Genomic DNA, 21,786 nt, shown 5'->3' with positions numbered 1-21,786 from the left:
CGCTCCGCGCGCACCGCTCCTCCAAAAACCTGTTCCCGTGAGCGGAGTGAGGGGAGCCAGTCAGAGCGTCACTCTGACGCTGGAGGGAAAAAGCGGCGCGGCTCCGCCGCGCCGGACGGCGACGGAACAGACACCGCTCTCGCCGTTCGTCACCGCGACCGATTCCGTACCGCTACGTGCGGCGGAGGCGGGGGGAAAGGACGAACTCGGCGTGGCCGTGGTCGTCCCGGAAGTCGTAGTCGAGTTCGACGGGGAGGTCGTCGCCGAGCGCGACCGCGACGGACGTGCTGGGGAGGACGGCGACGATGTCGGCGAGGTAGGAGAGCGAGTAGATGGCGGTCGCCTCGCCCGTCGTCTCGGGGTCGGCGTCGTGTTCGACGACGGCGGTGTCGGTGTCGCCGTCCGCGACGGCGCGCAAGCCCTCCGCGCCGAGTTCGAGGGTGACGTGGTCGGACACCATCTCGGAGGCGTCCACGACCCGGGAGAGGAAGGCGGCGTCGAGGGTGAGGCGACCGGCGTGGTCGAAGTCGAGTTTCGCGGGGTCGGGCGGGGCGCGGATGGCGTCGGGGTCGATGAGGCCGAGCGTGTAGTGGAGGTCGGCGTGTTCGACGTGGAGGAGGCCGCGTGAGTCCTCGATGGTGAGTGAGACGAGGTCGTCGGGGTCGCCGAGCGCGAGCACGTCCGCGAGCCGGTCGAGGTCGATGCCGACGGTGGTGTCGCTGGCGTCGTAGTGTTCGAACCCGGCGGCGTCGAGGGTGACGCGGACGGACGCGACGGTCGCGGGGTCGGTCGCGGCGACGAGCAACCCGTCGGAGTCGAGGCGGACGCGGCACTCGGAGACGAGGCTTCGGGCGGTGGCGACGGCGGTGCGGAGCGCGTCCGCGCGGACGACCGCCTGCACGCTCGGGTCGGTCGGACTGCTGGCTGCCTGAGACATACCAGAGCGGTCGCCCGCCGACGGGAAAAGGGTTCTCCAGCCACAGAGAGGACATAATCCTAAACCAATTATTTATATACGTGTGCACCCAATTTTGTAATCGATAACGGATTATGTCCGAGTCAGAGCGCCCGCGCGGACTGCTGTCCGCGGCCGACCGCGCGTACCTCCGCGGTGACGCCGACCTGGGGAGCACGCAAGCCGAACGGAACGCCCGCGCGAGAATCCGCGACCGCGTCGAACACGCCCTCCTCGACTTCGAGGTACTGCTCGACGGACTGGGAGCGCGCGACCGCGAACTCGTCTTCGAGAAACGCCTCGGGGAACGCGACGGCACCGAGTCCTTCGACGCCCTCGTGTCCGCGATGGCGTTCCTCTACGCCGGCGTCCAGGACACCGACCTCGCCTTCGACACCGTGCTCTCCGAAGGAGTCAACCTCGCGGAAGCCGCGAACGACCGCGCCGCCCGCGTCACCTTCGAGCGCACCTACCACGCGCTCGACGCCGACACCCTCCTCCGCGAACTCCGCGCGGGCGAATCGCTCTCCCTCACCGAACTCGCGTTCCTCCACGCGAGCGACGACGTGAACCGCGAGGAACTCACCCGCCTCCTCGACGACGAGGACGACTTCGACGACGGCCGCATCCAGTCGAAAGTCACGGAGTTCTAACCCCACGGACGGGGCGAACGCGCCGGAACCCCGGCGACCGAGGGGGCTATACGAACCGGACGCGAAGGACGCGTATGCCGTTCGTCGTGCCGTTCGATGGCTCGCGCCTGTCTGTCGCCGCGCTCGTGAACGCGCGCGTCCACGAAGTCGGGTTCGACAACCTCCCACCCACCGTCCGAGAGCGCGCCAGCCGCGAGGAACCGCCGGACATCACCGCCGTGACCGTCGTACCGCGCCGCGCCTCGTACGCCCGCGGGAAGGGCTGGCTGGACGACGGCGAACCGTTCGACCCCGAGACCGTCGTCGAACGCCTCCGGGAGCGCGTCGCGGAGATCGCGCCGAACGCCGACTTCGTGCACGAGTACACGGACACGACCAGCGCGGGCGCTATCGGCCAACACATCCGCCGGCACGCCCGCAGGCTCGACGCCACCACCGTCTTCATCGGGAGCGAGAACGCAGGCCGCATCGTCACGCCCGTGATGAGCGTCGGCTCGCGCGTCTCCAACGAACAGGACTACAACGTCATGGTCGTCCGCCGCGAACTCTCCTACACGCCCTGAACGGTCTCGCGACTACGAGGAGTCTCGGCCGGGAGAAACAGCGACGGGAGTGACCGCGGAAAACCGAGTTACGCGTAGCGTTCGAGTTCGGGGCGGTCGAGCTGTTCGAGGACGTCGCCCGCGGTGTCATCGAGGAGCGCGCGACCGTCGCCGGTGACGACGCGGCCGTCACTGCCCTTGCCCTCGACGAGGCCTTCGTCTTCGAGCTGCTGGAGGATGGTGCGGATGACGTTCTTCGAGGCGTCCGCGGTCTTCGAGGGGGCGACCTGGTAGCGGTTGGAGCCGTCGCGGGTGCCGCCGTACTCGGTGCTGAGGCGCTCGACGCCGACGGGGCCGTCGGTCGCGACCTTGCGGAGGAGACTGGCGGCGCGGCGCGCCCAGAAGTCGTCCTGCTCGGGCGGGAGTTCGCGGTCCGCGCCGGTCTTCGCGTACTCGGCCCAGTCGGGCTCGTCGAGTCGGTCGTCGAGTTCCGCGGCGAGCTCGTCGATGAGCTCGTCGGCGGGGGCGTCGTAGAGAGTTACCATGCCCGGTGTTTCTCGTCCGCGAAGTAAAACGCTTGCTTTCTACGCTCGGCTTTCGAGGAGGAAGGCGGCGACGCCGCCGATGACGGTGGGTATCCAGTAGGTCGCGGCGCGGAAGACGAGGGCGGCGCTGGTGGCGGCGGCGGCGTCCATCGACGTGGTGGGGACGAGGAGGAGGACGATGGCGAACTCGACGCCGCCCGCGCCGCCGGGGAGCGGGGTGACGGACGCGATGGTGGCGACGGGAACGACGACGAAGACGATGGCGGCGGGCACGGCGACGGGCACCAGCCCCCAGAGGGTGAGGTAGAGCGCGAGGCACATGACGAGCCAGCCGAGCGTGCTGTACGCGAGCGCGAACGCGAGGTCGCGGCGATTCGCGGCGACCCGGCCGATGGAGCGGTAGAACGCGGCGATGCGGTCGCGGAGGACGCTCGCACCGGGCGCGCTGAACCCGGGGACGACGCGCGAAAGCAGGCCGAGTACGGGCGCGAGAACGCCGGCGAGCACGGCTTTGAGGCGGTCGCGGTACCGCCAGGCGAGATAGCCGGTGACGGGGAGGGCGACGGCGAGCGCGGCGACGGCCGCGGAGACGAGTTGGACGCGGTCGGCGACGGCGTACGTGAGCGTGTAGTAGGCGAGGCCGAGGATGGCGAGCAGGAGGCTCGGGATGAAGTTCAGGGTGTCGACGCTCGCGATGGCCGCCAGGCCCTCCTCGTAGTCGCTCCCGGTGGCCCTGGAGATGAGGAGCGCGCTGAACGGTTCGCCGCCCGCCTGGCCGAACGGCGTGATGTTGTTCGCGAACGCGGCGGACGCGTAGAGGAGGAAGGCGTCGAGCGCGCTCGCGGTGACGCCGATGCTGTCCAGAACGCGTCGGAGCGCGAGCCCCCAGGCGGCGAGCCAGACGACGCCGAGCGCGACAATGGCGAGGAAGACGGCGGGGTCGAGGAGGCGGAGCGCGGCGAGGATGTCGTCGAAGCCGACGAACCAGAGGAGGCCGCCGAGCACGGCGAGCGCGGCGAGAAACCCGAGGACGATGCCGCGTTCGTCGAAGTCCATGCTTGCGAGCGAGACGTGGACGGAGGGTAAATCCTCCGACCGAGCGGCGACCCGCGGCGTTTTTCCCGGCCGGACGCGACCCCCGGGGTATGGACGAACGGGCGGCGCTGGCGCGGGTCGCTGACCTCGTGCCGGCGGCGGGCGACGACGCCGCGCTCCTCGGGGACACCGTCGTGACCATCGACATGCTCCACGACCGGACGGACTTCCCGGCGGGGACGACGCGGTACACGCAGGGCTGGCGGGCGGTCGGCGCGTCCCTCTCGGACGTGGCGGCGATGGGCGCGGACGCGACCGGCGCGGTCGCGGTGTACGGCGCGCCCGACTTCGACCCCGACGCCCTCGAAGCCTTCGTGCGGGGGGCGCGGGACGTCTGCGAGCGCGTCGGCGCGGAGTACGTCGGCGGCGACCTCGACGACACCGCCGAGTTCACCACCGCCACCACCGCCGTCGGCGCGACCGACACGCCGGTGTTCCGGTCGGGCGCGGAACCCGGGGACGCCGTGTGCGTGACGGGCGACCTCGGGCGGAGCGCCGCCGCCATCGACGCCTTCCGCGCCGGCGATCACGAGCGCGGAAACGACCTGTTCCGGTTCACGCCCCGGGTTCGGGCGGGCGTCGCGCTCGCCCCGCACGCGACGGCGATGATGGATTCGAGCGACGGCCTCGCGCGCTCACTCCACCAGCTCGCGGAGGCCAGCGACTGCGGGTTCAGCGTGGACTCAGCGGAGATTCCGGTGGTCGAGGGCGTGGCGTTCGAGCGCGCGGTGACGTTCGGCGAGGACTTCGAACTCGTCTGCACGCTCCCGCCGGCGTCCGTCGAACAGGTCGAAACGGACGTACCGCTCTCGGTTATCGGGGCGGTGACGGAGGGCGGCGTGCGACTCGACGGGGAGCCGCTCCCCGACGAGGGGTACACGCACTAGCCGATGGTGACGGGGACGGGGACGAAGCAGAGCGCGCCGACCAGGAACGTGAACGCGCCGACGGCGAGCCGGCGGCGGTCGAGCGGGCCGTCGTCGAGCGGAACCGCCGACCCCCGGAACGCCATGTAGGCCGCGATGAACCCCCAGAGCACCCAGAGGAAGACGGCCTGCCCGGCGTCGGTGAGGACGTAGAGTCCGCCCGCCAGCCCGAACAGGGCGAACGGGACGAGGGGGGCGACGCGTTCGTGGGTGGGGCCGAGCATCGCGCGGAGGATGTGCCCGCCGTCTAGCTGGCCGACGGGGATGAGGTTGAGGACGGTGATGAACGCGCCGATCCAGGCCGCGATGACGAGCGGGTTCGCCACCACCGCGGGGTCGTTCGGGTAGTGGAGCGGCGTGTCGAGCAGCCACGAGAGGCCTTCGAGGAGGAGCGGGTAGTGGAACTCTATCTCCACGAGGTCGCTCGCGGGCGCGTTCAGGATGTAGTCGGGCACCTGGAGCGGCGGGAGGAGGAGGCCGGCGGTGCCGACGACGACGGTGGCGGCGAGGCCGGCGAGCGGGCCGGCGACGCCGATGTCGAACAGCGCCTTCCGGTCGGGTATCTGGCCCTTCATACGGATGAGCGCGCCCATCGTCCCGAACAGGGTGGGGACGGGGATGAAGTAGGGGAGGCTGGCGTCCACGTCGTGGTACTTCGAGAGGACGTAGTGGCCGAGTTCGTGCGTGCCGAGCACGCCGAGCACGCCGAGCGTGAACGGGAGCGCGCGCAGGAGTTCGGGCGACAACACGTCCTGCACGTAGTACCAGCCGGTGCCGGCGTACAGCGTCGAGAGCACGGTGAGCATGAACAGGACGAGGTTCGTCGTCGGGAACCCCGCCTCGCGTTCGGGGGTGGCGACGAGGACGTACTCGCCCGTACGTTCTTCGAGCTGTACGTCGTAGCCGGAGTTCTCGAAGCGCGGCCACACCTCGCGCATGAGCGTCTGGTAGTCCGCGAGCGGCGCGCCGTAGTAGTGAATCGTGTCGCCCTCGCGGCGAACCTCGTACACGCGGAACACGTCGCTGAACGCGTCCGGTGCGGGGCCGGCGTCGGGCGGGTCGGCCGACATCACCAGTCGTTGGGTGCGGACGCGGTTAAACTCCCGGAAGCGGGAGGCCGCCGCGGAGGACGGTGAGGAGCACGGCGAGCACGGGGATGGAGAGGACGGTGGTGACGAGGATGGCGGTGGAGACGTACGCGGGCGCTGTGGGGTCGTCGCTGAACTCGACGGTGAAGACGAGCGGCGTGACCGCGGCGGGCATCGCGCACTCCAGGACGAACGTCCGCGCGACCACGGGGTCGGAGAACCCGAGCGGAACCGCGACGGCGACGGCGACGACGGGCGCGACGGCGAGTTTGAGCACCGTCGGGGTCGTGACCGTGGAGAGCGCGACGCCGCGGCCGGTGTTCCCGAGTTGGATGCCGAGCATCAGCAACATCACGGGGATGGCGGCGTTCCCGACCATCCCGATGGTCTCCATCGCCGGCCCGGTCTCGGGCGGGACGACGCCGAGGAAGCGGGCGAGGCCGGCGGCGAGCACGGCGTACAGGAGGGGGAGTTCGAATATCTGGCCGACGGAGGCCCGGACGCCCGCGCCGGTGCCGCGCGCGGCGATGAACACGCCGAGCGAGTACATCAGCACGGACTGCGCGGCGATGAACAAGACCGCCGTACTGCGGCCGGTCGCGCCGAACGCGAACGCGGAGAGCGGAATCCCGTAGTTGCCCGCGTTCGAGAACGTCGAGGCGAGCATCGTCCCGTTCGGGTGCGGGGCGTCGGTGAGGGTGACGACGGCGTACGCGACGACGGCCATCACGACCGTGAACGCGGTGACGCCGACCGCGATGTTGAGGACGGCGCTCCCGGAGAGCGTGGTGGTCGCGAGCGTCGAGAAGACGAGCGCGGGCGTGAGAACGTAGAGCGTGACGGTGCCGAGCGCGTCCACCTCGACCTCGCGGAAGCGCCCGAGCAGGAAGCCCGCGAGCGCGACCGCGAGGACGGGGAGGATGGCGTCTGTCAGCGCGGAGACGAACGACACACGGGGAGAAAGCGGGAGGGCGGCTTAATGCGTGTCGCTCTACGCGTCAGCAGGGGCGACGCGCCACGTGGTCGCGCTCGTGTACGACCACTTCTCGATTTCGAGGTCGGAGACGGAGTCCTTCAGGTTCACCATCAGGGCCCCGATCTCCTTCGGGGAGAGCCCGACCTCGTCCGCGATGAACTTACCCTTGAAGTAGAGCTCGCCGTCGCGAGCCTTCTCACGCAGGTAGTTCGCGAGACGCGTTTCCTTGCTGTCGGCCGTGGAGGGGTCGGCGGTAGCGCTCATTTGTAATCGCCTCACTCCTCCGTAACACCCGGTGCATCATATAAAGGGGAGAACGTTGGGGTGTATTCGACACGTTTCACGCCGATACGACGTTTCACACCCACCCCGAGAACGTTTTACGAAGTCACGAGAAGTGTCGAGACATTTTATCGGCCCGTCTAAGCTGTTTTCGGCGTTCGCTTAACGGGTGGTTTCGATGGTCGGAGGAGTGGCCTATTCGTCGCGTTCGTGCGTCCAGAACTCGTCCTCGACCGTGAGTTCCTTCTTGAAAATCGGGACTTCGTCCTTCAGTCGGTCGATGCCGTCCTCCACGGTCTCGAAGGCCTCGCGGCGGTGGCCGGCGAGCACGACGACGAACACGATGTCCTCGCCGGCCTCGATGCGGCCCGTGCGGTGGTGGAGGCGTACCTCGTGGACGCCCTCCCTGGATTCGAGTTCGTCGCGGATGCGCGCGAGGCGCTCGGCGGCGACGCCCTCGTACTTCTCGAACGTCAGGGACTCCGTCCGGTCGTCCTCGGGGTGTTCGCGCTCCCGGACGATGCCGGTGAAGGTGGCGACCGCGCCCGCGTACTCGGCGCTCGGCTCCCGGGTGACCGCGGCCACGAGCGATTCGAGGGACTCGTGTTCGTCGTGGTCGGAGAGCGCGCGGACGACCGCGTCCGTATCGACGTCCTCGGGCGCGGCGACCCGCTGGAGCGCGGTTTCGGCGTCGGCGTCCCCGACGACGACGTGCGGGACGCTGGTGTCCGCGAACCCGACGAGGACGGCGTAGTCGTGGTCGCGCGCCAGGTCGTCGAGCGCGCCGAGGAGGTCGCCGTCGGGCCGGGAGACGGTGGAGCCGCGGGGGCCGAGTTCGTACCGCGTGCGGTCTCCGCCGGCGTCCGCGCGTCGTTCGAGGACGGCGACGGTGCCGGGGAGGTCGGCGGCGAGTCTGTCCGCGAGCGGGTCGGCGGGGACGCCGGGGCCGGTCGCGAGGCCGAGCACGTGCATACGGGAGTCGTGGCGTGCGCGTGGCTTGTGCCTGTCGCCGGGGAGTTGACAACCCTTAAGGCCGCATCCGGGCTAGTCCGGGTAAGAATGCGAGTAGTCGTTTCTATCGGCGGGAGCGTGCTCGCTCCGGACCTCGCGCACGAGCGAATCCGAGCGCACGCCGCCGCCGTCGAACGGTTGGTCGAAGCGGGGTGTTCCGTCGGCGTGGTCGTGGGCGGCGGCGGTATCGCCCGCGAGTACATCGACACCGCCCGGAACCTGGGCGCGAACGAGATCGAACTGGACGACATCGGCATCTCGGTCACCCGACTGAACGCCCGCCTCCTCATCTCCGCGCTGGACGACGCGGCCCCGAGTCCCGCGGAGGACTACGAGACCGCTGGCGAGGCGATGCGGCGGGGGGACGTGGCCGTGATGGGCGGCGTCACCGCCGGCCAGACGACGGACGCCGTCGGCGCGGCGCTCGCGGAGTACACGAACGCCGACCTCCTCGTGTACGCGACGAGCGTGCCCGGCGTGTTCAGCGCCGACCCGAACGAGGACAGTTCCGCGCAGCGCTTCGACTCGATGACCGCGAGCGAACTCGTGGACGTCATCGGGAACATCGAGATGAACGCGGGGTCGAGCGCGCCGGTGGACATCCTCGCGGCGAAACTCATCGAGCGCTCCCGGATGCGCGTCGTCGTGCTCGACGGCACCGACCCCGAGAACATCGTGGACGCCGTGCTTCGCGGCGAGCACGACGGCACGGACATCAGTCCCGACGACACGACCGAGACGCCCGCGCTCTGGCAGGAATGAGCAGTCCACACGTTCTCAGCGACGCGGAGTACGTCTTCTGGGCGGACGAAATCGCCGACCGCATCGAGGCCCGCGACCCCGACGACCCCATCGTCATCAAGGGCGGTATCTCGCCCTCCGGCGTCCCCCACCTCGGGAACATGAACGAACTCGCCCGCGGCTACTTCGTCGCGGAAGTCCTCCGCGAGCGCGGCCACGAGGTTCGACAGGTGTTCACGTCGGACGACCGCGACCCCCTGCGGAAGCTCCCGCGAAAGCTCGCCGACCTCGACGGCGACATCGTCGACCTCGGGGACGTGAACGCCGGCGCGCTCGGGAAGAACCTCGGCCACCCGTACACGTCGATTCCCGACCCGTTCGGGTGCTGTGACTCCTACGGCGCGCACTTCTCCAGCCTCATCGAGGACTCCGCGGAACTCCTCGGCATCCCCGTCGAGATGGTCTCGAACACCGAACTCTACGAGTCCGGCGCGTTCGAGGACGCGACCCGGCACGTGCTCGCGAACGCCGACCTCGCGCGCGACGTGCTCGGCCAGTACCAGGACAAGGTCGACGCGTCCTACGTCCCGTTCAACCCCGTCTGCGAGAACTGCGGGAAGATAACGGAGACCGTCCTCGGCATCGACGCCGACGGCGGGACGGTCGAGTACGAGTGCACCGACCTCGACGCGGGCGACCGCACCATCGAGGGCTGCGGGCACCGCGGAACCGCGAGCCTGCGGGACGGCAAGCTCCCGTGGCGGTTCGAGTGGCCGGCGCAGTGGCAGGTCTTGGGCGTGGACTTCGAGCCGTTCGGGAAAGACCACGCGGAGGGGTCGTGGCCGTCCGGCGTGGACATCATGGAGACCGTGTTCGAGGACGAACCGCCCGTGCCGATGGTGTACGAGTGGTTCACGCTGAACGGCGAGCCGTTCAGTTCCTCCGAGGGGAACGTCATCCTCGTCTCGGACGTGCTCGACCTCGTGGAGCGGGACGTGCTCCGGTACTTCTTCACGAAGGAACCGAAGAAGGCCCGGGACTTCAGCACGGAACGCATCGACCTGCTCGTGGACGAGTTCGACCGCTTCGAGCGCGTGTACTTCGGGGAGGTCGAGGACGCCTCCGCGGACGAGCGCGAACTCGCGGAGCGCGTCTACCCGCTCGTCGTGGACGAGGTTCGAGCGGACCGCATCCGCATCCCGTACACGTTCGCGGCCGTGCTCGGGATGACGGACGACCCCGAACTCCGGGAGGAAATCGCGCGACGCGAGGGCCACATCCCCGAGGACGCGCCCGAGTGGGCGGTCGAGGAGGCGCTCGCGCGCGTCGAACTCGCCCGCGAGTGGGCCGAGCGCACGGACAACGAGTACAACTACCGCATCAACCGCGAGCGCCTCCCCGACGTAGACCTCGATTCGGAGACGGAGGCGGCGCTCGACGAACTCGCGGACTTCGTCGCGGAGGGCCACGACGGCGAGGAGGTGCAGGGCGAAATCTACGAGACGGCGAAGCGCCACGACATCGACATCGGCGAGTTCTTCTCCGTCGGCTACCGGCTGTTCTTCGAGGAGGAGGAGGGGCCGAAGCTCGGGCAGTTCCTCGCCGCGCTGGACGACGAGTTCGTCGTCGCGCGGTTGCGCCGCGAGCGGTAACCCAAACCGCTTACCGTCCCGCGCCCGGAGGGTAGCGTGATGAACGAGTGGACGTGGGTTCTCGCCGGCGTGCTCGCCTACTGGGTGGCGGTCGTCGTCGCCCGGAACCGCGGGCTGTTGCCGGACTACGTGAACACGATGGGGCCGCTCCTGACGGTGCACACGAAACGCGGGAAGCGGCTGCTCGACCGGCTCGCCCGACCGAAGCGCGCGTGGCGAGCGTGGGGGAACTTCGGCCTCGGTATCGCGCTCGTCGTGCTCGTCGGCGCGTTCGCACTCCTCGCGACGACGGCGATAGCGCTCGTGCAGAACCCGCCGGCGACGGCGTCCGCGGTCGGGAATCCGCGGAGCGCGCTCGTCGTGCCCGGCGTGAACCCCTTCCTCCCGGTGGCCGTCGCGCCCGAAATCGTGCTCGGGCTGTTCGTCGGTCTCGTGGTGCACGAGGGCGGACACGGCGTGATGAGTCGCGTCGAGGGCATCGGCGTGGAGTCGATGGGCGTCGTCCTGCTCGCGATACTGCCGATGGGCGCGTTCGTCGAACCCGACCAGGAGGAACAGCGCCTCGTCTCCCGCGGGAGCCGCGCGCGGATGTTCGCGGCGGGCGTGACGAACAACTTCCTCGTCGCGCTCCTCGCGTTCGGCCTGTTGCTCGGGCCGGTGGCGAGCGGTATCGCGGTCGCACCGGGCGCGGCGGTCGGCGGCGTCACCGAACAGTCGCCCGCGGCACAGGCCGGCATCGAACCGGGCGACCGCATCGTCGCGGTCGGGAACGAGTCCATCGCGTCGAACGAGGAGTTCGAGGACGTGCTCGCGAACCACACCGGGCACGCGGTGTCGATGACGCTCGCGAGCGGTGAGACGGTCACCGTGAACAGGTCGGTCTTGGTGACGGGCGTGCCGGCGGCCGGGAGCGCGCTCGCCGCCGCGACCCCGTTCAGTCCCGACAACGGCGTGTCCACTGGCGACACCATCGTCTCCGTGAACGGGACGAGCGTCGAGACGGAAGCCGCCTTCCGCGACGCGGTGACGGACGCGACGATAGCGACCGTCACGACCGCGTCCGGGAACACGACGACCGGGCCGGTCGGCGCGCTCGCGACGCTCGTGGGCGGCGAACCGTTCGCGGAACAGACCGGCCTCGCGTCCGGTGACTCAGTCGTCGTCACCCGCCTCGACGGCGAGCGCGTCGTCACCTACGAGGGCGTGAGCGACGCGCTCGCGGACACCACGCCCGGCGACAGCGTCACGGTCGAGTACTACGTCGAGGGCGAGCGCTACGAGGCGTCGGTGACGCTCGGCGAGAACCCGAACAGCGACATCGGCTTCCTCGGCGTGCAGGGGTCGCCCGGCTACTCCGGGATGACCGTGAGCGACGCCGGCATCGAACTCTACCCCGCCGGGTTCTACCTCGACGTGCTCGGCGGCGACCTCTCCGGCGCGAGCCTCACGCAGTCCGCGATGTTCCTCGTGTTCCTGCCGTTCCTCGCCGCAGTCGGACTGGGCGTCCCCTACAACTTCCCCGGGTTCGTCCCCGACAACGCCGCGTTCTACACCACGACCGGCGTCCTCGAACCGCTCGGCGGCACCGGGTTACTGCTCGCGAACGCCCTGTTCTGGGTGGGCTGGGTGAACATCAACCTCGGGTTCTTCAACTGCATCCCGGGGTATCCGCTCGACGGCGGCCACCTCCTCCGGACGAGCGTCGAATCCGTGGTGTCACGCCTCCCCGTCGAGGACAAGCGGAGCGCGGTCAGGGCGGTGACGACGAGCGTCGGCCTCGCGATGCTCGCCTGCCTCCTCCTGATGCTGTTCCCGAACCTACTCGTCTGAGACGCCCATCCGCTCGTTGAACTCCTCGGGCGTGTCCGGGACGCGCTCGAACGTCGTGTCGAAGTAGTGTTCGTGGTGGCGGACGACCTGCTCCACGATCCACGCCGAGAACTCCTCGCCGAACCGCCAGCCCTCCGCGGGGTTCTCCACGTCGAATCGGTCGTCGATGCCGAGCACGGCGTACATGTGGTAGAATCCGAGGATGATGTCCGCGAAGTCGTGGGCGGTGCCGCCGACCTCCTCGCGTTTCTCCGCGAGTTCCGCGCGGCCCTCCTCGGTGAGTTCGAAGTACTTCCGGTCGGGTTCGTCCTCGCGCTCGATGCGCTCCGCCCAGCCGTTCTCCTCGAACTTGTAGAGGATGGGGTAGACGGAGCCGTACGAGGGCTCCCAGTGACCGCCGCTGAGTTCCGTGATTTCCTTGAGGAGCTCGTACCCGTACCGGGGCTGTTCGGCGAGGAGTTCCAGAACGAGATACGAGACGAGTCCCTTCGGCGGTCCGCTCTTACGCATTCTCTCATCGTTTCCCCGGGCGTCACGGAAAGGGTTTCGGTCGGGGCGATAGCGGCCAACGCGAGCGTGAGCGGGAGCGCGAACGCGAAAGTTGCTTGTCGGAGGTCTCCCAAGTCCCGTGTATGATTGACGCGCCCGAAACGGACGAGGGCTGGTTCGCGCTGCACGACTTCCGAACCGTGGACTGGGACGCGTGGCGGGACGCGCCCGAACGCGACCGCGAAACGGCTATCGAGGACGCGGCCGCGTTCCAGAAACACCGGGAGGCGCTCGCGCGGAGCGACGCGGGCGACTCCGCGGTGTTCAGCGTCACGGGAAGCAAGGCCGACCTCCTGTTCGTCCACTTCCGGGAGACACTGGACGAACTCGACCGCATCCAGCGGTCGTTCGAGCAGACCGAGTTCGCGGCGTACACGGAGCGCGCGCACTCCTACGTGTCCGTGAGCGAGGTGTCGGGGTACGTGAGCGACGAGTACTTCACGAACCCCGAGGAGGTGGACGACGGCCTGAAGAACTACATCGAGGGGAAGCTCACGCCCGAGATTCCCGACGACACCTACGTCTCCTTCTACCCGATGAGCAAGCGCCGCCAGCCCGGCCAGAACTGGTACGACCTCGACTTCGAGGAGCGCGCCGACCTGATGGCCGGCCACGGCGACGTGGGCCGCGAGTACGCCGGGAAGATCAAGCAAGTCATCGCGTCCAGCGTGGGCCTGGACGACTGGGAGTGGGGCGTCACGCTGTTCGGGGACGACCCGACGGACATCAAGGACATCGTGTACGAGATGCGCTTCGACGAGGCGTCCTCGAAGTACGGCGAGTTCGGCGACTTCTACGTCGGCCGACGCTTCCCGCCCGCGGACTTCGACGCGTTCCTCGCCGGCGAGGAAGTCCCGACGCCCGACGACGCCGCCCACGACCACGGCCACGGTGAGAGCGCGCACGGCCACGACGACGGCCACCACGACCACGCCACCGAGGAGCGCGACGACGGCGACGAGGCGGGCGAGGAAGCGCTCCGCGACGAACTCGCCGACCTCGACGTGTACGCCGGGAAACCCCACGGCGAGGACGTGTACGCCGTCGGCCTCTACTCCGACGCCGACCTCGCCGACCTCGAATCCGAAGTCGCCGACCTCGCGGAGAGCTTCGACCACTACGACACCCACGTCGAAACCACCGTCTACGAACCCACGGGCGAGGGAGCCGCCGCCGTCGTCTCCCTCTGGGACACCCAGAGCGCCGCCGACACCGCCGCCGGCTTCCTCAACGACCTCCCCGGCATCACCAGCAAAGTCGCAGAATCCGAGGACGGCTGGGGCACCATGGGCATGTTCTACACCGTCAAACCCGAACACCGCGACGACTTCGTCGAGAAGTTCGACGCCGTCGGCGACGCCCTCGCCGGCATCGACGGCCACCGCCAGACCCGCCTCCTCCAGGACACCGACGACGAGAACGCGTTCTTCATCGACTCCCGCTGGGACTCCCAGGAAGCCGCCACCGGCTTCTTCCGCAGCGACGCCTTCCGCGACACCGTCCAGTGGGGACGCGACGTCCTCGCAGACCGCCCGCGGCACGTGTTCCTCGCGTAAATTTTTGCTGCGGGGGTTCGCACGGCGAACCCCTCTTGCAAAAAGTTACATAAAAAGGCCGCGCGCCTCCGGCGCGCGGTCGGTGTCGGACCCGCGTCGCCCCGCATCGCACCGCTCCGCGACCGCGGTTCGTCGTCGTTGCGGGTTTTTCTGCGTATAGTGTGGGGGCGAGTAGGCTTTTCCGAGCGGCGTTCGTGCCCTTCGCGTATGACCGGGGAGTACGACGGGTTCGTGTCGTTCCTGGAGGAGCGCGTGGGAGACGGGTTGGAGATAGTGATGGAGGTCGAGAGTGACTCGTACGAGATACTGTACGGCGAGGAGGCGGCAGAGGAGTACTTCGCGGGGGCGGAAGACCGGTCGGTGGAGGGCGTGTACGAGGAGGCGTTGCTCGAATCCACGCAGGCCTACCTCGACAGCATGGCGTACGAGCACACGACGTACGCGGACGTGATGGTGACCGATATCGGCGTGGGCTACCAGGTGTTCCTCTCGGAGACCCGAAGCGTCATCGTCTGGACGGACGGGAACGTACAGCTGGAAGTCCCCGCGTTCATCGACGACTGCCGCGACCGCCTCCGAGAGTGCGGAGTGAAAGTGAAATAGTCGCGCGAGAACGCCACGCAGTCAGGCGGTTTCTACCGGAAATAAGGGGGTTCCGGAAAACCGAAACCGTATATGTACCAGCGAAGAGACTCGACGAACTCGTTCGCCCCGAAAACGCCGGGAGCGTTGCGGTCAGTCCGCGAGCAGGCCCGCGTCACGCAGGTCGGATCGCGGAAATTTTCCTCGGCGGACGCCGTCCGCCTCGAAAAGTTCCATAAAACGCGGCTGGGTCGTCAGTCCGCGAGCAGGCCCGCGTCGCGCAGGTCGTCGCCGCCGACGCTCGTCCGGAAGTCCGCGGCCTCCATGCCGTCGAAGCGGTCGACGCCGAAGTTCGACGCGTAGAGGTCGGCGACGCGCTCGCGCTCCTCGTCGCTGAGCGCGGGCGTGTCGGGGGCGGCCGCCCACTCCGTGATGTCCTCCTTCGAGCGGAACGTCGGCGTCACGGACGCGACCTCGTCGAAGGAGAGCAACCACTGAATCGACGCCTGGCCGAGCGTGCGCTCGCCCGCTCGTTCGAGGAAGCGGAGTTCCTCCACCTTCTCCCAGCCGGTCTCGTACCACTCGTCCGGCCGGAACCCGCGGTGGTCGTCGTCCGCGAGTTCGGTGTCGGGCGTGACCTGTTCGTTCAGGATGCCCGACGAGTGGGGGACGCGGGCGATGAGGGAGGTGTCCGCGCCGGTGTCCCGGACGGTCTCGACGAAGTGCTGGTGGACGTCCTGTTCGAGGATGTTCCCGACGTACTGGACGCCGTCGAACTCGTTCTCGATGGCGAAGTCGCCCTCCGCGAGCCAGCCGATGGAGGGGCCGAGCGCGACGCCGATGGCGTCGGCCAGTCCGTCCTCGCGAACCTCGTCGAGGACTTCGAGCACGTCCGGCGTCATCTCGGAGACGTTCGGGTTGTGGAGCTGGAGGTACTCCACGCGCTCGACGCCGAGGCGGTCGAGGCTCTGCTCGATGGCGTCCCGGAGGTAGTCGGGCGTCATCTCCTTCGGGAGTTCGCCGTGGCCCGCCTGCGGGTTGTTGTAGAAGTCGTACCCGATTTTGGTGGCGAGCGTCACCTCCTCGCGGTAGGGCGCGAGGAAGTCCCCGAGGTACTCCTCGCTCTGTCCGTGGCCGTAGACGTCGCCCGTGTCGAAGTACGTGATACCCTGCTCGACCGCGTGTTCGACCATCTCGCGCTGGTCGTCCTCGTCGCGGTCACCCCACCAGTCGGTGCCGACGACCCACGCGCCGAACCCGACCTCGCTCACCTCGACACCGGAGTTACCGAGTTCACGGTACTGCATGGGTGAGCGTACTGTGGGCGGACACTTAGCGGGTGCGGTTCCTCCCACGACGCGGGAACGAGCGGGCGGCCCGCAGACATATCCGACGGGCGGAACACTCCCGGGTATGAACCAGGAGGCGACGGCGGCGTTCGTCGCGGCCGTCGAGGACGCGTACCCCGACGCGTTCCGAACCGTCATCCACTACGAGCTCGTGGACGGCCGCCTCGACCACGAGACGCTCCAAGTCCGCGAGGACGTGCGCGAGCGGTACAGCGACGCGGAGCGCGAACGGGCGGCCGCGGCGCTCGTGGAGGACGCCGCGTTCGAGGCGACCGACTCGACCTGGCACGAACACCTGCCGAACGACGGTCCGCTCCACTTCTCGATTCGAGTGTTCGGGAGCGTGTCCCTGATTCACTGCGCGCGCGGGCCGGACGGCGGCGGGTTCGTCGCGTCCGTGGACACGCGCGTGAGTCCGTTCGTCCAGCGACTGGTGGAGAAACTCGACGAGGCGGGCGAGTAACGGCACGCGGCGTCGGGACGGAAACCCCTATCAACGTCCCACACGACCGTCGAGGTATGACGAAACGCCACGTCTCCCTCCCCGACGACGCGGAGACAGCGCTCCGCGACTTCGTGGGAGCGGTGGACGACCGTCTCTCGACGGAGGACACCTACGAGGTCGTCGAGGACGTGCTCGTGGACTTGAACGGCGACCGGGAGGCCTACGAGGCCTGGCAGAACGGGAACACGGTGTCGAGCATCGAGGAAGCGCGCCTGCAGTCCTACGACCCGCGGAACGCCACCCTGGAGTCCGAGTACTACGCGGAGAAGGACGAAGACGCGTTCGCGGAGTCGAAGCCCCTGCAGTGGCTGTGGCGGCAGTTCGACAACACGCCCGTCGCGGACAACGTGGACTTCGCGCTGGAGTTCCGGCAGATGCTCGCCCGCCACCTGTTCGCGGACGCCGGCGAGGGCCTGCGCATCTTCAAGGGCGTGTCGATGACGTACGGCCACAACATCGAACTCGGGGACAACGTCGTCATCCACGACGACGTGCACCTCGACGACCGCGGCGAACTCACCGTCGGCGACCGCGTGAGCCTCAGCGACGGCGCGCACGTCTACACGCACGACCACGACGTCGTCGACCAGACCGAGGTCACGAACTACCACACGACCATCGAGGACGACGCGCGCGTGACGCAGGGCGCGCTCGTCCGCGCCGGCGTCACCGTCGGCGAGAACAGCCTCGTCGGCTCCCGGGCGGTCGTCCAGGAGGACGTGCCCGCGCACCACGTCGCCGTCGGGATGCCCGCGCGCTCCGTCCGCGTCAAGCCCGGGTTCGAGGACGAGGCGGTGCCCGTCGAGGACGCCGAGGACGCCGCGGGCGACCGCGAGAGCCGCCGCATCCCCTACACGCTCCCCGACGACTTCGAGGGGTTCGACGAGTTCCAGCGCGACATCTAGATGCGCGCGCTCGCCATCAACGTCGCCGCGAACACGAACCAGCCCGGTTTTCGAGGCCCGATACACGAGGACGGCGGGTTCGAGTACGTCCCCATCCCCGAGGCGGAGCCGACGCGCGAGCGCGTGCCGACGTACGGCGACCTCGAACTCGACATCGACACGCCCGACGACACGCCCGTCCACCTCGACCCCACGTTCGCCGAGTACGCGTGCTGTGACGCGTACACGTACGGCGACCCGCACGGCGTGAAAGCCCGCCCCATCAGCGACCTCCGGGCGGGCGACCGCCTCTACTTCTACGCCACCCTCACCAGCCACGGCGACCATCCGGACGCCTGGGTGACGCCCGACTGGGGCGCGTACCTCGTCGGGGAGTTCACGCTCGCCCGCGACCCACTCACCGAGAAGCCCGCGGACGGGGAGTTCCCGTGGAACGCCCACCTCGCCCGCGAGGAGTTCGACGCCGCCGTCCTCGTCGAGGGCAGTTCGGAGAGCCGACTGTACGACACCGCCGTGCCGTTGAGTGGCGAGCGCGGCATCGACGCGAACCGCGTCGTCACCGAGTACTCGGACGACTCGGGGAAGGGGCCGTGGTGGCGACGCCCGCTCCGCTTCGACGACGAGGGCGCGAGCGCGCTCCGGGAGTGGGTAGACCGAGACGCCTATCCGCCGGTTCGCTAACGCTTACCTCGCTCGCGCGAAAACCGAGTGGTGTGCTCGAACTCTACCAGTCCGAAGGCTGTCCGCACTGCGCGAAAGTCCGCGAGAAGCTCAGCGAACTCGGCGTCTCCTACGTCACCCACAACCCCCGCCTCCCCGGCGGTATGGGCGGCGACGTGACCAACGAGACCACCTACGAGGAACTGAAGGACGGCGGCGAAGACCAGATTCCCTACCTCGTGGACACCGCCCGCGAGGAAACCATCTACGAGAGCGACGACATCGTGGAGTACCTCGACGAACACTACTGAACGCGCTCGACGGTACGGCGTGCCGCGCTGTTTTCTTCCGGTGAGACCTGTTCGCGAGCCGTCGAAGCGGACGCGTTGGGCGCGACCGCACGGCTGCGTCCGAACAAGGCCGGTCAGGCGGTTTCGACGGTGACGGTGACGCCGTCGCGGCGGCGGTACGTGTTCTCGGTGAGGGTGAAGCAGTCGATGTAGACGAGGAGGCGGGTGTCGTCGAGGGTGGCGCGGAGGAGGGGGCCGCGGCTGGTGACGACGACGTAGGGCGGCGCGGCGACCGGCGGCGCGTCGAGACTGCCGCCGGCGGCGTCCACGGCTTCCTGGAGGACGGCGGGGAGGGCGTCGAGCACGCCGGCGTCGTCGAGCGCGCGGCGGAGGACGGGCGTGAGGCGGTCGCTGTCCGCGACGGCGTCGGCGTCCCAGGTCGCGGCGACGGCGTCCGCGCACTCGCCGATGGCGTCGAGGAGGGCGTCGCGCTCGCGGACGGCGTCCCGGGCGGCGTCGGTGTCGAGGGCGGGCACACCGGGAGTGCGCGGGCGACCGGCGAAAGCGTGACGGTGCCGGGCGTTCCAGGGAGGCGTATGCAGTACCGGCGTCAGCGAGCGCTCACCCTCGCGTTCGCGCTCGCGGGGTTCGCCGCGAGCGCGCTCGCCTACCCCGACCTCCCCGCGCGGATGGCGACGCACTGGAACGCGAGCGGCGGCGTGGACGGCACGATGTCCCGGTTCGCGGGCGCGTTCTTCCTCCCCGCGCTCACCGTCTTCGTCGTCGCCCTGATGCTCGTCGCACCCCGAATCGACCCCCGGAAGCGGCACTACGAGGCGTTCCGCGGCGTCTACGAGTGGTTCGTCGCCGGCACCGCGGGCTTCCTCGCGTACGTCCACGTGCTCGTGCTCGCGTGGAACCTCGACTACGCGATTCCGATCGGGCAGGCGCTCGCGCCCGCGCTCGCCGGCCTCCTCTACGCCTGCGGCGTCCTCCTCGAACGCGCGAAACCGAACTGGTTCGTCGGCATCCGCACCCCGTGGACGCTCAGCGACGACACCGTCTGGCGGGAAACCCACGAACGCGGCGCGCTCGCGTTCAAACTCGCCGCCGTCCTCGCGCTCGGCGGCCTCCTCTTCTCCGACTACGCCCTCGTGTTCGCGCTCGCCCCCACCCTGCTCGCCGCCGCCTACACCGTCGCCTACTCCTTCTTCGCCTACCGCCGCAGGGAAGCGTGAAGCGCTACGTTCAAGTGCCGGAGTCGGCAATTCAGAAGCGCGCGCTGGTGGTCTAGTGGTAGGACATGAGCTTCCCAAGCTCATAGCCCGGGTTCAATTCCCGGCCAGCGCAGTTCTCACGCGGTTCTCTCGGGTAGCGACTGGTCGGTGGTGGTCGGAGAACTTCGGGGGTGTCGCGTTCTCCGCGGTTCGTCCGGCTCGAAGTGGACGGCCGTCCACGATTCCGCGGGTGGCGAGTGGCTTTTTGTCGGGCGCAGGGAAAGAGTGGGTATGGTTGAGGACGTTATCGAGCCGATGGACTTGCGGTTCTCGGAGGCGGAGTTACAGGAGCGTCGCGAGCACATCGAGTCGTTCATCGCAGAGACGGTGGCCGCAGCGAACGCCGACGGCGTCGTGCTCGGGCTCTCCGGCGGTATCGACAGCACGACGGTCGGCCACCTGGCCGTCGAAGAACTGGGCGCGGACGCCGTGCACGGCCTGGTGATGCCGGCGTCGGTGTCGAGCGAGGAGAACATGAGCGACGCGGAGCGCGTCGCCCAGATGCTCGGAATCGAGTACGACGTCATCGAAATCGACCCCGTGGTGGACGTGCTGACGGACGTGTATCCGGAAGCCGAAGCCGACCAGCTCGCGGTCGGGAACGCTCGCGCGCGGGTGCGCGGCGTGCTGAACTACATGGTCGCGAACCACGAGTCCCGGGTCGTGCTCGGGACGGGGAACCGCGCGGAGGCGATGGTCGGGTACTTCACGAAATACGGCGACCAGGCGGTGGACTGCAACCCCATCGGGAACCTCTACAAGCAACAGGTCCGCCAGCTCGCGAGCGCGCTCGGCGTGCCCGACGACCTCGTGGAGAAGACGCCGACGGCGGAACTCTGGGAAGACCAGACGGACGAGGAGGAGATGGGCGTCGGGTACGACACGCTCGACGCGGTGCTCGCGCTCCACATCGACGGCGACCTCTCGACGACCGCGACTGCGCGAAACCTCGACATCGACGAGAAGGTGGTGGAGACGGTGCGCGACCTCTCCGAGGCGAGCGCGCACAAACGCGCGATGCCGCCCGCGCCGGAGCCGCTATAGGCCGTCTTCGAGGAGCGCGCCGAACGCCTCCCGTTCTCTCGCGTCCTGTTCGTCGCGGTCGTACTGTTCTCGGAGGAGTCGCTTGAGGTAGTGGAGCGCGTCCGGGTCGTTGCGGGCGAGTTCGTCCGCGACCGCTCGGGGCGTGTCGGTGACGCGGGAGACGAGCCCCATCTCGCGCGCGGTCTCGGCGTCCACGGTGCGCCCGGAGAGCGAGAGGTCGAGCGCGTGCGCGTCCCCGACAGCCCGGGGGAGGCGGCGGGTGCCGCCCCACGCGCCGAAGATACCCATCGAGACGCCGGGTTCCGCGAACGTCGCGTCCGGCGTCGCCACCCGCACGTCGCACGCGAGCGCGAGCTCCACGCCGCCGCCCCGCGCCGCGCCGTCCACGCCCGCCACAACCGCCGACTCCGCGTCCTCCACCGCGTTCAGCGCGTCCTGCCCGCGCGCCGCGAAATCGGGCGCAGAGTCCCCCGTCAGGTCTCGCACGACATCGAGGTCCGCGCCAGCGCAGAACGCCGACCCCGCGCCGTGCACGTACACCACGGGCTGTGCGGCGTCCCGCACCGCGTCCGCGAGCGCGTCCAACCCGTCGGGCGTGAGCGCGTTCCGCCGCTCCGGCCGGTCGAGCGTCACCACCCGCACCCGCGCCTCGTCACGAATCGAGAGCATACACGTCATCGGAACAGCCAGCCCAAGGAACTACCGCTCGCGTCGCGCCTCGCCCGCCCGCTGGGGGTTCGTTTCCAAAGGTCTTTGCCGCTCGCACCCCTTCT

The 21,786-nt window shown here is 69.2% G+C and carries 25 protein-coding genes and 1 tRNA gene; 15 read left to right on the top strand and 11 right to left on the bottom strand.

Going from position 1 to position 21,786, the window contains the following annotated elements:
* Window positions 1–172 precede the first annotated feature (172 nt).
* Window positions 173–937, bottom strand: a complete 765-nt coding sequence (locus LI334_RS02210; RefSeq protein ID WP_227261541.1) for a beta clamp domain-containing protein — start codon at window positions 935–937, stop codon at window positions 173–175.
* A gap of 113 nt (window positions 938–1,050) precedes the next feature.
* On the opposite strand from LI334_RS02210, the gene LI334_RS02205 reads away from it, so the two are divergent.
* Together LI334_RS02205 and LI334_RS02200 are read left to right on the top strand one after the other, a co-directional pair.
* Window positions 1,051–1,608, top strand: coding sequence for a hypothetical protein (locus LI334_RS02205; RefSeq protein ID WP_227261540.1), 558 nt, complete (start codon window positions 1,051–1,053; stop codon window positions 1,606–1,608).
* 74 nt (window positions 1,609–1,682) lie between these two features.
* Window positions 1,683–2,171: a universal stress protein gene (locus LI334_RS02200; protein ID WP_227261539.1), complete on the top strand. Its 489-nt coding sequence runs from the start codon at window positions 1,683–1,685 to the stop codon at window positions 2,169–2,171.
* 68 nt (window positions 2,172–2,239) lie between these two features.
* On the opposite strand, the gene LI334_RS02195 is transcribed toward LI334_RS02200, so the two are convergent.
* Both LI334_RS02195 and LI334_RS02190 read right to left on the bottom strand, forming a co-directional pair.
* On the bottom strand, window positions 2,240–2,695 hold the full coding sequence (locus LI334_RS02195; RefSeq protein ID WP_227261538.1) for a 30S ribosomal protein S19e: 456 nt from the start codon (window positions 2,693–2,695) through the stop codon (window positions 2,240–2,242).
* 39 nt (window positions 2,696–2,734) lie between these two features.
* Window positions 2,735–3,751, bottom strand: coding sequence for a lysylphosphatidylglycerol synthase transmembrane domain-containing protein (locus LI334_RS02190; protein ID WP_227261537.1), 1,017 nt, complete (start codon window positions 3,749–3,751; stop codon window positions 2,735–2,737).
* An 89-nt stretch (window positions 3,752–3,840) separates the two neighbouring features.
* Between LI334_RS02190 and thiL the strand changes: the two genes are divergently transcribed.
* Entirely contained in the window at window positions 3,841–4,677 is an 837-nt protein-coding gene (gene thiL / locus LI334_RS02185; protein ID WP_227261536.1) for a thiamine-phosphate kinase, read from the top strand.
* On the opposite strand, the gene LI334_RS02180 is transcribed toward thiL, so the two are convergent.
* The 4 genes from LI334_RS02180 to LI334_RS02165 all read right to left on the bottom strand — a co-directional run bounded on the left by LI334_RS02180 (window position 4,674) and on the right by LI334_RS02165 (window position 8,034).
* Window positions 4,674–5,786 (bottom strand): site-2 protease family protein, encoded by a 1,113-nt coding sequence (locus tag LI334_RS02180; RefSeq protein WP_227261535.1) that lies wholly within the window; start codon window positions 5,784–5,786, stop codon window positions 4,674–4,676. The two genes, thiL and LI334_RS02180, sit on opposite strands and share 4 nt — an antisense overlap.
* A 25-nt stretch (window positions 5,787–5,811) precedes the next feature.
* Window positions 5,812–6,756 (bottom strand): AEC family transporter, encoded by a 945-nt coding sequence (locus LI334_RS02175; RefSeq protein ID WP_227261534.1) that lies wholly within the window; start codon window positions 6,754–6,756, stop codon window positions 5,812–5,814.
* 39 nt (window positions 6,757–6,795) lie between these two features.
* Window positions 6,796–7,044 (bottom strand): DUF7123 family protein, encoded by a 249-nt coding sequence (locus LI334_RS02170; protein WP_145845667.1) that lies wholly within the window; start codon window positions 7,042–7,044, stop codon window positions 6,796–6,798.
* Window positions 7,045–7,257: 213 nt separating this feature from the next.
* Window positions 7,258–8,034, bottom strand: coding sequence for a molybdopterin synthase (locus LI334_RS02165; protein WP_227261533.1), 777 nt, complete (start codon window positions 8,032–8,034; stop codon window positions 7,258–7,260).
* Between the two features lie 87 nt (window positions 8,035–8,121).
* Between LI334_RS02165 and pyrH the strand changes: the two genes are divergently transcribed.
* The 3 genes from pyrH to LI334_RS02150 are packed head-to-tail and all read left to right on the top strand — an operon-like array spanning window position 8,122 to window position 12,296.
* A complete protein-coding gene (gene pyrH, locus LI334_RS02160; protein ID WP_227261532.1) occupies window positions 8,122–8,835 on the top strand; it encodes a UMP kinase in 714 nt (237 codons plus the stop codon).
* Window positions 8,832–10,466: a lysine--tRNA ligase gene (gene lysS, locus LI334_RS02155; RefSeq protein ID WP_227261531.1), complete on the top strand. Its 1,635-nt coding sequence runs from the start codon at window positions 8,832–8,834 to the stop codon at window positions 10,464–10,466. The genes pyrH and lysS overlap by 4 nt, the downstream gene beginning before the upstream one ends.
* A gap of 39 nt (window positions 10,467–10,505) precedes the next feature.
* Window positions 10,506–12,296, top strand: a complete 1,791-nt coding sequence (locus tag LI334_RS02150; protein ID WP_227261530.1) for a site-2 protease family protein — start codon at window positions 10,506–10,508, stop codon at window positions 12,294–12,296.
* On the opposite strand, the gene LI334_RS02145 is transcribed toward LI334_RS02150, so the two are convergent.
* Window positions 12,285–12,806, bottom strand: a complete 522-nt coding sequence (locus LI334_RS02145; RefSeq protein ID WP_227261529.1) for a PadR family transcriptional regulator — start codon at window positions 12,804–12,806, stop codon at window positions 12,285–12,287. The genes LI334_RS02150 and LI334_RS02145 overlap by 12 nt on opposite strands.
* Window positions 12,807–12,928: 122 nt before the next feature.
* On the opposite strand from LI334_RS02145, the gene LI334_RS02140 reads away from it, so the two are divergent.
* Together LI334_RS02140 and LI334_RS02135 are read left to right on the top strand one after the other, a co-directional pair.
* Window positions 12,929–14,401 (top strand): heme-binding protein, encoded by a 1,473-nt coding sequence (locus tag LI334_RS02140; RefSeq protein ID WP_227261528.1) that lies wholly within the window; start codon window positions 12,929–12,931, stop codon window positions 14,399–14,401.
* Window positions 14,402–14,608: 207 nt separating this feature from the next.
* Complete coding sequence (locus LI334_RS02135) at window positions 14,609–15,004, top strand: hypothetical protein (protein WP_227261527.1); 396 nt, start codon at window positions 14,609–14,611, stop codon at window positions 15,002–15,004.
* 233 nt (window positions 15,005–15,237) lie between these two features.
* Here the strand turns inward: LI334_RS02135 and LI334_RS02130 are convergent, their stop codons facing one another.
* A complete protein-coding gene (locus LI334_RS02130; protein WP_227261526.1) occupies window positions 15,238–16,290 on the bottom strand; it encodes an aldo/keto reductase in 1,053 nt (350 codons plus the stop codon).
* A gap of 106 nt (window positions 16,291–16,396) precedes the next feature.
* Between LI334_RS02130 and LI334_RS02125 the strand changes: the two genes are divergently transcribed.
* Genes LI334_RS02125 through LI334_RS02110 form a run of 4 tightly spaced genes read left to right on the top strand, consistent with a single transcriptional unit; the run spans window position 16,397 to window position 18,713 of the window.
* The gene (locus LI334_RS02125; RefSeq protein WP_227261525.1) at window positions 16,397–16,795 is read left to right on the top strand and encodes a hypothetical protein; all 399 of its coding nucleotides are present in this window, start codon (window positions 16,397–16,399) and stop codon (window positions 16,793–16,795) included.
* Between the two features lie 56 nt (window positions 16,796–16,851).
* Window positions 16,852–17,742 carry an acyltransferase gene (locus tag LI334_RS02120; RefSeq protein WP_227261524.1) on the top strand — a complete coding sequence of 297 codons (891 nt, stop codon included), beginning with the start codon at window positions 16,852–16,854 and terminating at the stop codon, window positions 17,740–17,742.
* Complete coding sequence (locus LI334_RS02115; RefSeq protein WP_227261523.1) at window positions 17,743–18,423, top strand: Nmad3 family putative nucleotide modification protein; 681 nt, start codon at window positions 17,743–17,745, stop codon at window positions 18,421–18,423.
* Window positions 18,424–18,455: 32 nt separating this feature from the next.
* Window positions 18,456–18,713, top strand: a complete 258-nt coding sequence (locus LI334_RS02110; protein WP_227261522.1) for a glutathione S-transferase N-terminal domain-containing protein — start codon at window positions 18,456–18,458, stop codon at window positions 18,711–18,713.
* A gap of 113 nt (window positions 18,714–18,826) precedes the next feature.
* On the opposite strand, the gene LI334_RS02105 is transcribed toward LI334_RS02110, so the two are convergent.
* A complete protein-coding gene (locus LI334_RS02105; protein ID WP_227261521.1) occupies window positions 18,827–19,228 on the bottom strand; it encodes a hypothetical protein in 402 nt (133 codons plus the stop codon).
* Window positions 19,229–19,288: 60 nt separating this feature from the next.
* Here LI334_RS02105 and LI334_RS02100 point away from each other — a divergent pair, with 60 nt between their 5' ends.
* From LI334_RS02100 to LI334_RS02090, 3 genes are all read left to right on the top strand, one after another.
* Entirely contained in the window at window positions 19,289–19,930 is a 642-nt protein-coding gene (locus LI334_RS02100) for an SdpI family protein (protein WP_227261520.1), read from the top strand.
* Window positions 19,931–19,971: 41 nt separating this feature from the next.
* Window positions 19,972–20,042: transfer RNA gene (locus LI334_RS02095), tRNA-Gly, on the top strand.
* Window positions 20,043–20,200: 158 nt separating this feature from the next.
* Window positions 20,201–21,013, top strand: a complete 813-nt coding sequence (locus LI334_RS02090) for an NAD+ synthase (RefSeq protein WP_227261519.1) — start codon at window positions 20,201–20,203, stop codon at window positions 21,011–21,013.
* On the opposite strand, the gene LI334_RS02085 is transcribed toward LI334_RS02090, so the two are convergent.
* Window positions 21,008–21,682: an enoyl-CoA hydratase/isomerase family protein gene (locus LI334_RS02085; protein WP_227261518.1), complete on the bottom strand. Its 675-nt coding sequence runs from the start codon at window positions 21,680–21,682 to the stop codon at window positions 21,008–21,010. The genes LI334_RS02090 and LI334_RS02085 overlap by 6 nt on opposite strands.
* Between the last annotated feature and the right edge of the window lie 104 nt (window positions 21,683–21,786).

The organism is Salarchaeum japonicum (assembly GCF_020614395.1).
Classification (GTDB): Archaea; Halobacteriota; Halobacteria; order Halobacteriales; family Halobacteriaceae; genus Salarchaeum; species Salarchaeum japonicum.
Note: the sequence above shows the minus strand (reverse complement) of the source record. Positions and strands in the feature narration are given on the sequence as shown.